Raw genomic sequence first — 12,587 nt, forward strand, 5'->3', positions numbered from 1 at the left:
GGCGGTGGGCACGCGGCCATTGTCGGCGCCGGCATTGCCGGAGCTGCCTGCGCGCGCCAGCTGGCGCTGCGCGGCTGGCAGGTCACCGTGCTCGATACCGCCAGCCATCCGGCCGCCGGTGCCTCTGCGCTGCCCGCTGGCATTTTTGCGCCCCATACCAGCAGCGACGACAGCCCCCTCTCGCGCATCACCCGCGCCGGCCAGCGCTGCAGCCTGCAATGCTTGCAGCAGCTCTTGCAAGCAGGGCAAGATTGGGAGATGACCGGGGTGCTGGAGCGCAGGCAACTCGCCACGCCGCCCGATGAAACCGCTGCGCTCAGCGACAGCCCCGCGGCCGTGCCCACCCGCCGCAGCGCCCATGAACGGCCTCCTGCCTGGAAGGACGCCTTGGCCGCGCCGGCGGCCGACTGGAGTGAAGAGGCCAGCGCCGCCACGCTCGAAGTGCTGGGCTTGCCGGCCGATACCCCCGCGCTTTGGCACCCGCGCGGCGGCTGGCTGCGGCCGGCCGCGCTGGTGCAGGCCTTGCTGGACCACCCTGGCATCCATTTTGTCGGCGATGCCCAGGTACAGGCGCTCGACGCGCTGAAGACCGCCGAGGGCCAGCCGCTCTGGTCGCTGAGCGATGGCCAAGGCCAGCAATGGGCGCAGGCCGATCTGGTCGTCCTCTGCGCCGGGCCGCAATCGGCCAGCATCCGCATCAACGGCCAAAGCCTGGCCGCCGCCCAGGCGCTGCAAACCATCCGGGGCCAGGTCAGTTGGGGCCGCTATGCCGAAGGCCAGGCGCCCGCGGCCCACCAACCCGTCAACGGCCATGGCAGCTGGGTGCCCTATTTCCGCATTGGGCAGGATGCAGACGCGGCCTGGGTCATGGGATCGAGCTTTGAGCGTGGCCAATCCGCACTGCCGCCGTCGGCCGAGGATGCCGCCACAGCGCATGCCGGTAACGGGGCCAAGCTGCAAACCCTGCTGCCGGAAGGCCACCGGCCTGATGCGCAGGCCTTTGCGCGCGCCCAGCACTGGGCCCAGCTGCGCTGCGCATCGACCGACCGGCTGCCGCTGGTGGGCCCGCTGCTGCCCACGCAGGCCCTGCAGGCGCTGCACACGCTGCCTGAAGGCCTGGCCAGCCCCTGGGTCGCCACGGCGATGGGGTCGCGCGGTCTGACCTGGGCGCTGCTCTGCGCCGAGCTGCTGGCCGCCCGTCTGCATGCCGAGCCCTTGCCACTGCCCAATCCGCTGGCCCTGGCGCTGGCCAGCGACCGCTACTGCAAATAAGCGAGCGCTTTAGCGGGAGGGGCGAATGCGAACGCCGTCTTCGCTCCGCCCTGTCCATGGGGTGGCCTGCGGTGCCCGCTATGCCTTTTTAGAGTGAGGGGCGGAGCAGACGCCACCTCCGCTCCGCCCTGTCTTTGGGGCGCCCTACAGCGTCCCATATGCGATTTGCTCACTAGCATTTGCCATTTTCATATAACTCAATGTCATACAGGACTGAGAAAAATGTAGTTTGAGTTTATATGAAATTTTTTTACAGTACATCGCAACAGCCCAGCTCCGCCGCCATTGGGGCAGCGGGCACACCAGGGCTCGGTAGCTGCAACTTCCGCACCACGATGTACCAATACACCCCATTTGATCGCCAGTTTGTCCAGGCCCGAGCCGACCAGTTCCGTGACCAGCTCCAACGCTGGGAGACGGGCCGGCTGAGTGAAGAAGAATTCCGCCCGCTGCGTCTGCAAAACGGCTGGTATGTGCAACGCTACGCACCGATGCTGCGGGTGGCAGTGCCTTATGGCGAGATCAACTCCGCGCAGATCCGCGTGCTGGCCCGCATTGCCCGCGAGTACGACGCGCCCGACGCCCAGCTCTACCAGGATGCGCTCAAGACCCAGGGCGCGATGGGCACCACCTACCTGCCCACCCACTACGCGCATTTCACCACCCGCACCAATGTGCAGTTCAACTGGATTCCGCTGTCCAAGTCCGCCGATGTGATGGACCTGCTCGCCAGCGTCAACCTGCACGGCATCCAGACCAGCGGCAACTGCATCCGCAACACGACCACCGATGCGCTCGCTGGCGTGGCGGTGGACGAGCTGGTCGACCCCCGGCCTTACGCCGAGGTGCTGCGCCAATGGACCACCTTGCACCCCGAGTTCGCCTTCCTGCCGCGAAAGTTCAAGATTGCGATCAGCGGCTCGCAAGAAGACCGCGCCGCCACTGGCTGGCACGATGTGGGCCTGCATCTGACGAAGAACGAAGCCGGTGAGATCGGCTTCAAGGTGTTTGTCGGCGGCGGCATGGGCCGCACGCCCGTCATTGGCACTCCGATCCGCGAGTTTCTGCCCTGGAACCAGGTGCTCAACTACATCGAGGCGATTGTTCGCGTCTACAACGAGCGCGGCCGCCGTGACAACAAGTACAAGGCCCGCATCAAGATCCTGGTCAAGGCTGAAGGCCAGGTCTATATCGACTCGGTGGAAGAAGAGTTCCGCCAGATCGTCGAGGTCGATGGCGGCCCGCACACCATCCCCCAGGCCGAGTTTGACCGCGTGGCGGCCTGCTTTGTGGCACCGGACCTGTCGGGCTATCCGCAGGTCAACGCCACCGAGGCCAAGCACCAGCTGACCGAGCAAGGCGTGCGTGAGCCAGCCTTTGGCCGCTGGGTGAGCCGCAATGTGCGCGCCCACCAAAACCCGCAGCTGCGCGCGGTGGTGCTGTCGTTCAAGCGCGTCGGCCAGGCACCGGGTGATGCCTCGGGCGAGCAGCTCGATGCGCTGGCCCAGCTGGTGGACCAGTTCTCAGCCGGCGAAGCCCGAGTGACCCACGACCAGAACGTGGTGCTGCCCTGGGTGCATGTGAGCCAGTTGCATGACCTGTGGCTGAAGGCCAAGGCCCTGGGCCTGGCCAGCACCAATGTGGACCTGCTGACCGACATGATCGCCTGCCCCGGCGGTGACCTCTGCGCCTTGGCCAATGCCCGCAGCCTGCCGATTGCAGCAGCCATCACCGAGCGCTACCAGGATCTGGACGAGCTCGACGACATTGGCGATATCGACCTGCATATCAGCGGCTGCATCAACAGCTGCGGCCACCACCACAGCGGCCATATCGGCATCCTGGGCGTCGACAAGGACGGCAAGGAGTGGTACCAGATCACCGTGGGCGGCTCCGATGGTGCCACCTTGTCGGGCGCGCCCCAGGCTGGCAAGGTGATTGGCCCCTCGTTCAGCGCCGCCGAAGTGCCTGGCGTGATCGAGGCAGTCCTCTCCACCTACCGCGATCTGCGTGGCAACGGCGAGCGCTTTATCGACACCGTGCGCCGCGTGGGGCTGGATCCCTTCAAGGAAGCGGGCAAGTCCGCCCGCCTGCCCGAAGCCGCTGACACCGCCGCAGAAACCACCCAAGCCTGAGCATTGAGCAGAACAACGATGAGCATTCCGAACGATTTCCAGATCCTGGCCGCCGGCGACCACCAGCCCGCTGGCGAAGGCGACCGCAGCGTGCTGCTGCTGGCCAACGATGCCGATGCGCTGCAGGTAGCACTTGACGGCGTGGCGCGCATTGACCTCGAGTTTCCCGCGTTCACCGATGGCCGCGCGTTCAGCCAGGCCTACTTGCTGCGCCGCCGCCGTGGCTTCAAGGGCGATATCCGTGCGCTGGGCGATGTGCTGATCGACCAGCTGGTGCAGATGCACCGCACCGGCTTCAGCAGCGCGGTGCTCAAGGAAGGCGTGGACGTGGCCGATGCTGCGCGCCAGTTCGAGCGTTTTGCCGGGTTCTACCAAGGCGACGTGGAAGCCAAGCCCCATTTTGACCAGGCTGCCGCATGAGCACGACCACCCTCACCCCCCAAGAACTGGTCCGCGTGAATGCCGAGCTGGGCAAGGACGCCGCAGCCCTGGTGCGCTGGGCGCTGTCGCTGGGCCAGACCAGCATCGTGACCACCAATTTCCGCCCCTTTGAAGCGGTGATCCTGCACCTGGTGAGCCAGGTCCAGCCCGATGTGCCCGTGGTCTGGATGGACAACGGCTACAACACCGAGGCCACCTACCGCTTTGCCGACGAGGTGACGCGCCAGCTGGGGCTGAACCTGCAGATCTACCTGCCACGCCGCTCGCGCGCCCACCGTGAAGCCGTCGAAGGCGCCACGCCCGCGCTGGATGACCCGCGCCACGCCGCCTTTACCGAAGAGGTCAAGCTCGAGCCCTTTGCCCGCGCGCTGCGCGAGACCCAGCCGCGCGTGTGGTTCACCGCGCTGCGCGCCACCGACACGGCCGTGCGTGCCCAGATGGATCCGGTCAGTCTGAACCCCGATGGCCTCATCAAGGTCGCACCCCTGCTGCATTGGTCGTCCAAGGATCTGTACGACTACTGCGAACAACACGGTCTGCCCAACAACTTCGACTATGTGGATCCCACCAAGGGCGAAGACAACCGCGAATGCGGCCTGCACATTGCGCACTGATATCGCCCACTGACCGCATGCAGCCCGCCCGACAAGAAAGTCCATCCGATATGAACGCCCGTGTTGAAACCGATGTGCTCAACCACCTGAGCAACCAGCACCTCGATGCGCTGGAAGAAGAAACCATCTTTATCCTGCGCGAAGTCGCCGCCGCCTTTGAGCGCCCTGCGCTGTTGTTTTCCGGCGGCAAGGATTCGCTGGTCATGCTCAAATGCGCCGAAAAAGCCTTTGGCGCCGGCCGCATCCCCTACCCCTTGCTGATGATCGACACCGGCCACAACTTCCCTGAAGTGACCGATTTCCGCGATCTGCGCGCCAAGGAACTGGGTGCCGATCTGATCGTGCGCAGCGTCGAGGACTCGATGGCGCGCGGCACCGTGCGTCTGGCCCACCCCGGCGAATCGCGCAATGTGCACCAGTCGGTGACCTTGCTCGAAGCGATCGAGGAGTTCCGCTTTGACGCGCTGATTGGCGGCGCCCGCCGTGACGAAGAAAAGGCCCGCGCCAAGGAACGCATCTTCAGCCACCGCGACAGCTTTGGCCAGTGGCAGCCCAAGGCCCAGCGCCCCGAACTTTGGACCCTGTTCAACACCCGCCTGGCTCCGGGCGAGCATTTCCGCGTGTTCCCGATCAGCAACTGGACCGAGCTCGATGTCTGGCAGTACATTGCCCGCGAAAACATAGCGCTGCCTAGCCTCTACTACGCCCACCAGCGCGATGTGGTCGAGCGCAAGGGCCTGCTCGTGCCCATCACGCCGCTCACCCCCGCCCGCGACGGCGAAACGGTCGAGAGCCGCACCGTGCGCTTTCGCACCGTCGGTGACATCACCTGCACCTGCCCGGTGAGCAGCGATGCCGCCTCGGCCGACGACATCGTGCTGGAGACGCTGGCCGCCGATGTGAGCGAGCGAGGTGCTACCCGCATGGACGACAAGACCAGCGATGCCTCGATGGAAAAGCGCAAGAAAGACGGATACTTCTGATGACTACCGATACCCTGACCGCCGTGCGCACCCCTGCCCAAGACCACCTGCACACCGCATCGGCGCTGCGTTTCATCACCTGCGGCTCCGTCGATGATGGCAAATCCACGTTGATCGGCCGCCTGCTGGTCGACAGCAAATCGGTGCTGCAAGACCAGCTCGCCGGCGTGCAGCGCAGCGGCGAGACCGACCTGGCCCTGCTCACCGATGGGCTGTCCGCCGAGCGCGAGCAAGGCATCACCATCGATGTGGCCTACCGCTACTTCGCCACCGAAACGCGCAAGTTCATCATTGGCGATGCGCCCGGCCACGAGCAGTACACCCGCAACATGGTGACCGCGGCATCGAGCGCCGACGCCGCCGTGGTGCTGGTCGATGCCACCAAGCTGGACTGGCAAAACCCGCAGCTCGCGCTGCTGCCCCAGACCCGCCGCCACAGCCTGCTGGCCCATCTGCTGCGCGTGCACTCGCTGGTGTTTGCGGTCAACAAGCTCGACGCGGTGGCCGACCCGGCGCTGGCCTTTGCCAATATCCGCAATGCGCTGGCCGCCTTCGCCCAGGCGGCCGGCATCACCGTAGCAGCCACTATTCCCGTCTCGGCCCTGAAGGGCTGGAACGTGGTGACCGCGCACCCCGACTGGGCCGGCTACCAGGGCCCGAGCCTGCTGGAGCTGCTCGAGACGCTGCCGACCACGCCGGCTGATGCCGGTCAACCGCTGGCGTTTTCGGTGCAGTGGGTGGAGAAGTTCTCCGCCTCGGCCGACACTCACCAGGGCCGCCGCATTTTCTGGGGCCGTGTGGGCACTGGCGATGTCGCGCCCGGCACTGCGGTGCAGATTCTGCCCAGCGGCCAGCGCGCCAGCGTGGCCCAGGTGCTGGACCACACCCGCAAGCCCATCGCACGCGGCGCAGGCCAGAGCGCCGGCATCGTGCTGGACCGCGAGGTCGATGTCTCGCGCGGCGACTGGATCATTGCGGCCCCGGCACCGGCTGCGACGATTGCCGCCGACGATGACTTTGACACCCCCGCCGAGCAGCCTGCCTGGCCCGCAACGCGCGAGATCACGGCCACCATCGCCTGGATGGACAACGAACCCCTGCTGGCCGGCCGCGTGTACTGGGCGCTGCATGGCCGCCGCTGGATCAAGGCCAAGGTGCGCAAGGTGCTCAACCGCCTGGATATCAACAACTTGGAGCGCCAGGCTGCTGAGCAGCTCGAACCCAATGCCATTGGCCGGGTGGAGATCAGCCTGCAAGAAGCGATTCCGGCAGCGGCCTTTGTGCGCTCGCGTGAGCTGGGCTCCTTGATCCTCGTGGACACGGCCTCCAACAGCACGGCCGCTGCGGTACTGGTGGAGTAAAGCCAGCAGTCCCGCAGTTAAAAACCACGTTATTCGGAGGTCGGCTAGGTGCTTGTGCACAAAAACCGTAAAATCCTCCGCTGTTTATTTGTCTGAATCACTGGCGAAAACCATTCCATGACCCACGTCGTCACCGAAAACTGCATCAAGTGCAAATACACCGATTGTGTGGACGTCTGCCCTGTTGACTGCTTCCGCGAAGGCCCGAACTTCCTGACCATCGATCCGGACGAATGCATCGACTGCGCCGTCTGCATCCCCGAGTGCCCTGCCAACGCCATCTACGCCGAGGAAGATGTGCCCGCAGACCAGCTGGCCTTCATCAAGCTCAATGCCGAGCTGGCACTGGCCGATGGCTGGAAGAGCATCACCAAGCGCAAGGCGCCGATGGAAGGTGCCGACGAGGCCAACGGCCAGCCCGATAAGCTCAAGGACTTGATCCGCTGAGCCAGCTAATGCAGGGATTCCAGGCTGTGATGCCCGCACCCTGAACCCGCCAAGCCAGCCTCCATGCTGGCTTTTTTATTGTTTGCGCCCCACCAAAGCCACCGCCATGCACAGCGCCGCCTTTGCCAACACTCCCCAGCCCCCGTACTACGCTGTCATCTTCACCTCGCAGCGCACCAACAGCGAGGACCAGCCCTATGCCCACATGGCCGATGCAATGGTGGCGCTTGCCGAGCAGCAACCTGGCTTTTTGGGCGCTGAGAGCACCCGGGGCAGCGACGGCCTGGGCATTACCGTGTCGTACTGGCAGACCGAGGACGACATCCGCCGCTGGAAGGCCCAGAGCGACCACCTGGTTGCCCAGCGCATGGGCGCCGAGCGCTGGTATGCGCATTACCAGGTGCGGGTGGCGAAGGTGGAGCGGGCCTATGGCATGCAGCACGCCAGCGCAGCCTGAACGAGGCATGCCCTGCGCCATGGGCCATGGTGCAGGGCATGCAGTTGGAGCCGATGGCCCGAGATTTACAGCTTGATCTCGCGGTGCTCGCCCATGCCATCGGGTCGTTCACCGGTCACCGCTGATTTGGCCATCTTGAACAGCTGCACTAGCTTGTTTTCTTTCACATCCCAGTATTCGGCAAAATCAACCCGCGCCACCAGGATCTGCAAATTGGGGTCGGACGGGCCATCGGGAAACCATGCTTTGGCCATCGGGCTGAACAACTGCTCTTTCAGCGCCAGATCGTCACTGATGGACCCCGTTGCCGATACGGAAACATAGCTGTCCTTATTGGGATCGGCGTACGACACGTTAATGGCGCTGGAGGTGCTTAGGCACCGGGACAAATCGGAATCCCTACCCAGCAAGAAATACAGATTTTTATCCTCGTTCATGCCCTCTTTGTTGGCCGTGGTCATCGGCGCGGCATGCAAGCTGCCATGTTCATGCTGGTGCGTGATCATCGCAAAGCGAATGTCCTTGATCAGTTCCCACAATTTTTCACGCGGATTTTCTTGGGCCATAGCGCAACTCCTGTCAAATTGGAAAATTTCACTGTATCGACGGGTCAGCGCATCCCATGTAAGGCAAATACCCTCCATCAGATCGGCGCTTGCAGGGTCTGCCTGTGCTGGCTTGGCGCGCCAGCTGTAATCCGGGCTGGAGGGTACGCGTTGATTCAATGCGTCCACAACCCCATTGGATGCGTGCCCAGACAGCCTCCAAGGAGCGCGCAAGGCGCTCTTGCTGGAGACTCGCCTTAGCGCTCAGCCGCCGCCATCGCCGCCACCACCTGCTGCAGCGCTGCCGGGTCTTCCATCGTTGATAGGTCGCCCGTGTCGCGCTTCTCGGCCACCGCCTGCAGCGCGCGGCGCAACAGTTTGCCGCTGCGCGTCTTGGGCAAGGTGGCGACAAAGTAGACGCGCGCTGGCCGCGCGACGGCACCGAGCTGGGCATCGACATGGTTGCAGACGGATTTTTCCAGCGCGCTGCAGGCGGCGCTGTCGCCCGCCACCGCATTGCTGCGCGGCACGGCAAAGGCCAGCGCGACCTGGCCTTTCAAGGCATCGGCCACACCGACAACGGCAACTTCTGCAATATCGGGGTGGCCGGAGATGCTCTCTTCGATCTCGCGTGTGCCCAGGCGGTGCCCGGCGACATTGATCACATCATCGGTGCGGCCCAGGATGAAGTAGTAACCGTCCTTGTCACGCACACCCCAATCAAAGGTGCTGTAGACCAGGCGGCCTGGAATGCTCTTCCAGTAGGTGTTGACAAAGCGCTGGTCATCGCGCCATACCGTCATCAGGCAGCCAGGGGGCAAGGGGCCTTCTATGGCAATCACGCCCTTTTGCATCGGCAGGGCCAGCTCGGCGCCGGTCTCGCCATCGATCAGCTTGATGTGGTAGCCAAACACGGCCTTGCCCGGGCTGCCAAAGCGCGATGGCTGGGGCTCGACGCCGTTGCACAGCGTCAGGATCGGCCAGCCAGTCTCGGTCTGCCAGTAGTTGTCAATGATGGGGCGCCCAATGGCGCCGCTGATCCAGCTGGCTGTGGGCTCATCGAGCGGCTCGCCGGCCAGCCACAGCGCCTGCAGGCTGCTCAGGTCGTACTGGCTGAGGTACTCCGGGTCCTGCTTTTTGAGCACACGGATCGCGGTGGGCGCCGAGAACATGTGCGTGACCTTGTATTTCTCGACCAGGCTCCACCAGATGCCCGGGTCCGGGCGCAGCGGCACACCTTCGTACATGAGGGTGGCCATGCCGCCGATGAGCGGCGCATAGATGATGTAGCTGTGACCCACGACCCAGCCGATATCGCTGGTGCAAAAAAAGGTCTGGCCGGGCTTTGCATCAAAGATCGCCGGCAGGCTGGCGGCCAGCGCCACCGTGTAGCCTCCGGTATCGCGCTGCACGCCCTTGGGCCTGCCGGTGGTGCCGCTGGTGTAGAGCGTGTAGCTGGGGTGGGTGGCCTCCACCCATTCGCAGGGCACCTGGGCATCCAGGTGCTGGGCACGCAGATCGGCCCAGCGGTGGTCGCGGCCAGCGACCCACTGCATGGGAGCCAGGCCCCGGTCCACCATCAGCACCGCTTGCGGCTTGTGGCGGGCCAGCGCAATGGCCTCATCCAGCAAGGGCTTGTAGGGCACGACTTTGCCGGCGCGCGAGCCGGCATCGGCGCTGATGATGACCGTGGGCTGGGCATCGTCAATGCGGGTGGCGAGCGAGCCCGAGGCAAAGCCGCCAAACACCACCGAATGGATGGCACCGATGCGCACGCTGGCCAGCATCGCGATGGCGGCCTCGGCAATCATCGGCATGTAGATCTGCACCCGGTCGCCCTTTTTGACGCCCAGCGCCAGCAGCGCTGCGGCCATGCGCTGCACTTCGCGGTGCAACTCGGCATAGCTGTAGCTGCGCTCGGTATTCGTCTCGGTCGATACCGCGATCAGCGCGGCCTGGTCGCCGCGCTCGGCCACATGGCGGTCGATGGCGTTGTGGCAGAGGTTGGTCTGGCCGCCGACAAACCAGCGCGCAAATGGCGGGTTGCTGTAGTCACAGATCTGCTGGGGCGGCACATGCCAGTCGATGCGCTGCGCCTGCTCGGCCCAGAAGGCATCGCGGTCGTGGATCGAGCGGGCGTAAAAGTCGGCAAAACGGCTCATCGAAGTCTGTCTCCATCTTTTGTTGTGCAGCCATTATTTCCCTTTGCCTTGCATCGCGCTGACAAACGGGTGCGGGCTGCAGCCCGCATGCCTGTGGTTTTCCCGCATAAGCGCGGGGTGCCCAGAGAGGCTTTTGCAGCACCTGGCCCAGTTTCCGCATGGGCCAGCGCCGGGCAGGCTGCGGCATCGCGCACAATCAGCGGCATGGCGCACCGCCCCGGTGCTGCGGCGCGCCGGATGACGAAGGATGTCCCATGCTCAATGGCTTGTGGCTGGGTTTTTTTGTGGTGGCGGCCTTGGCCGCGTTCGCGCAGTGGCTGGTGGGCGGCAATGCGCAGATTTTTGGCGACATGGTGCAGGCGCTGTTTGCCATGGCCAAGCTCTCGGTCGAGGTGATGGTGCTGCTGTTTGGCACGCTCACGCTGTGGCTGGGCTTTTTGAAGATTGCGGAAAAGGCCGGCCTGGTCGATATGCTGGCCCGCTGGCTTGCGCCGTTGTTTGCCCGGCTGATGCCCGATGTGCCGCGCGGCCACCCGGCGCTGGGCCTGATGACGCTGAACTTTGCTGCCAACGCGCTGGGGCTGGACAACGCAGCCACCCCCATTGGCCTTAAGGCCATGCGCGCGCTGCAAGAGATCAACCCCTCGCCCACGGCCGCCAGCAATGCGCAGATTCTGTTTCTGGTGCTCAATGCCTCGTCGCTGACCCTGCTGCCAGTGACCATCTTCATGTACCGCATGCAGCAAGGCGCGCCCGACCCAACCCTGGTGTTTCTGCCGATCTTGCTGGCCACCTCGGTCTCGACGCTGGTCGGCCTGGTGTCGGTGGCCATCGTGCAGCGCCTGCCGCTGTGGCACCCGGTGGTGCTGGCCTATCTGCTGCCGGTCGGCCTGGTGCTGGCCGGATTCATGGCCTTTTTGGCGACCTTGACGTCCACGGCCATGGCGCAGGTGTCTTCCCTCTTGGGCAACCTCACCTTGTTTGGCCTGGTGGTACTGTTTGTCGTGGTGGGCGCGTTGCGCAAGGTGCCCGTGTACGAGAGCTTTATCGAAGGCGCCAAGGAAGGCTTTGATGTCGCCAAGGGCCTGCTTCCCTACCTGGTGGCCATGCTCTGCGCCGTGGGGCTCTTTCGCGCCTCGGGCGCGCTGGGCTATGCGCTCGACGGCATCCGCTGGCTGGTGGATCTGAGCGGTATGGACACGCGCTTTGTCGATGCGCTGCCTACTGCCCTGGTCAAGCCCTTCTCGGGCAGCGCCGCGCGCGCGATGCTGATCGAGACCATGCAAAGCCATGGCGTGGACAGCTTCCCGGCGCTGGCCGCTGCCATCATCCAGGGCAGCACCGAGACCACGTTCTATGTGCTGGCGGTGTACTTTGGCGCGGTCGGCATCCAGCGCGCGCGCCATGCGGTGCCCTGCGCGCTGCTGGCTGAGTTCTCGGGCGTGGTGGCCGCCATTGTGGTCTGCTACCAGTTCTTTGGTTGATGGCGGGAAGGATGCCTCAAGGAGTGGTCATGGCAAGCAGTGCACGCGCCTCGGATGCCCAGATCTTCAGCGCCGCTTGGGAACGGGCCTGGCAGGATCTGGGCCTGACCCCTGCGCCCAACGCCTTGCCCCAGCTGCTGGCAGCGCATGCCGGGCCGGATCGCCATTACCACGGCCTGCAGCATATTGCCGAATGTCTGCAATGGCTCGAGCAGCTGCGCCCGCAGATAGCGCAGCCGGCAGAGCTGGCACTGGCCCTGTGCTTTCACGACGCGATTTATGACCCGCAGGCCAAGGACAATGAAAGGCGCAGTGCCAACTGGGCGCAAGCGGTGATGCAGGCAGCCGGGGCCGCGCCCGATGCCTTGCAGCGGGTGGATGCACTGGTCATGGCCACCTGCCATTTCCAGCCCGCGCAAGCGCCGCTGCCGGCAGACAGCGCCTGGATGCTCGATATAGATCTGTCTATCCTGGGCGCGCCAGCCGCGCGTTTTGCGCAGTACCAGGCGCAGATCCAGGCCGAATATGCCTGGGTGCCCGCTGCCGACTATGCGCTGCGCCGCCAGGCGGTGCTGCGCAGCTTTTTGCAGCGCCCGGCGATTTACCAGACGGCGACCATGCGGGCCCGGCTGGAGGCGCAGGCGCGCCAGAACCTGGAGCAGGCCCTGGCGCTGGCGATAGCCTGA

Annotated in this window: 12 protein-coding genes; 10 read left to right on the top strand and 2 right to left on the bottom strand. The window is 64.9% G+C overall.

Annotated elements, in window-relative coordinates:
* From mnmC to DCO45_RS00040, 8 genes are all read left to right on the top strand, one after another.
* Positions 1–1,272: FAD-dependent 5-carboxymethylaminomethyl-2-thiouridine(34) oxidoreductase MnmC (gene mnmC, locus DCO45_RS00005; RefSeq protein WP_116923945.1), on the top strand; the 1,272-nt coding region annotated here is incomplete at its 5' end.
* 335 nt (positions 1,273–1,607) lie between these two features.
* Positions 1,608–3,407: a nitrite/sulfite reductase gene (locus DCO45_RS00010; protein ID WP_116923946.1), complete on the top strand. Its 1,800-nt coding sequence runs from the start codon at positions 1,608–1,610 to the stop codon at positions 3,405–3,407.
* Between the two features lie 18 nt (positions 3,408–3,425).
* Positions 3,426–3,827, top strand: a complete 402-nt coding sequence (locus tag DCO45_RS00015) for a DUF934 domain-containing protein (RefSeq protein ID WP_116923947.1) — start codon at positions 3,426–3,428, stop codon at positions 3,825–3,827.
* A complete protein-coding gene (locus DCO45_RS00020; protein WP_116923948.1) occupies positions 3,824–4,462 on the top strand; it encodes a phosphoadenosine phosphosulfate reductase family protein in 639 nt (212 codons plus the stop codon). The genes DCO45_RS00015 and DCO45_RS00020 overlap by 4 nt, the downstream gene beginning before the upstream one ends.
* A gap of 50 nt (positions 4,463–4,512) precedes the next feature.
* Complete coding sequence (gene cysD, locus DCO45_RS00025; protein ID WP_116923949.1) at positions 4,513–5,445, top strand: sulfate adenylyltransferase subunit CysD; 933 nt, start codon at positions 4,513–4,515, stop codon at positions 5,443–5,445.
* Positions 5,445–6,806: a GTP-binding protein gene (locus DCO45_RS00030; protein WP_116923950.1), complete on the top strand. Its 1,362-nt coding sequence runs from the start codon at positions 5,445–5,447 to the stop codon at positions 6,804–6,806. The genes cysD and DCO45_RS00030 overlap by 1 nt, the downstream gene beginning before the upstream one ends.
* Before the next feature lie 117 nt (positions 6,807–6,923).
* Positions 6,924–7,253, top strand: coding sequence for a ferredoxin FdxA (gene fdxA, locus DCO45_RS00035; RefSeq protein WP_021025807.1), 330 nt, complete (start codon positions 6,924–6,926; stop codon positions 7,251–7,253).
* 106 nt (positions 7,254–7,359) lie between these two features.
* Entirely contained in the window at positions 7,360–7,710 is a 351-nt protein-coding gene (locus tag DCO45_RS00040) for an antibiotic biosynthesis monooxygenase (RefSeq protein WP_116924448.1), read from the top strand.
* Between the two features lie 65 nt (positions 7,711–7,775).
* Here DCO45_RS00040 and DCO45_RS00045 read toward each other — a convergent pair whose 3' ends face one another.
* On the bottom strand, positions 7,776–8,444 hold the full coding sequence (locus tag DCO45_RS00045) for a pyridoxamine 5'-phosphate oxidase family protein (protein ID WP_347707636.1): 669 nt from the start codon (positions 8,442–8,444) through the stop codon (positions 7,776–7,778).
* Between the two features lie 68 nt (positions 8,445–8,512).
* Positions 8,513–10,417 (bottom strand): propionate--CoA ligase, encoded by a 1,905-nt coding sequence (locus DCO45_RS00050; RefSeq protein ID WP_116923952.1) that lies wholly within the window; start codon positions 10,415–10,417, stop codon positions 8,513–8,515.
* A 254-nt stretch (positions 10,418–10,671) separates the two neighbouring features.
* Between DCO45_RS00050 and DCO45_RS00055 the strand changes: the two genes are divergently transcribed.
* Entirely contained in the window at positions 10,672–11,901 is a 1,230-nt protein-coding gene (locus DCO45_RS00055; RefSeq protein ID WP_116923953.1) for a spore maturation protein, read from the top strand.
* 29 nt (positions 11,902–11,930) lie between these two features.
* Positions 11,931–12,587 (top strand): N-methyl-D-aspartate receptor NMDAR2C subunit, encoded by a 657-nt coding sequence (locus DCO45_RS00060; RefSeq protein WP_116923954.1) that lies wholly within the window; start codon positions 11,931–11,933, stop codon positions 12,585–12,587.

Source organism: Comamonas sp. JNW (genome assembly GCF_003105075.1).
GTDB lineage: Bacteria > Pseudomonadota > Gammaproteobacteria > Burkholderiales > Burkholderiaceae_C > Comamonas > Comamonas squillarum.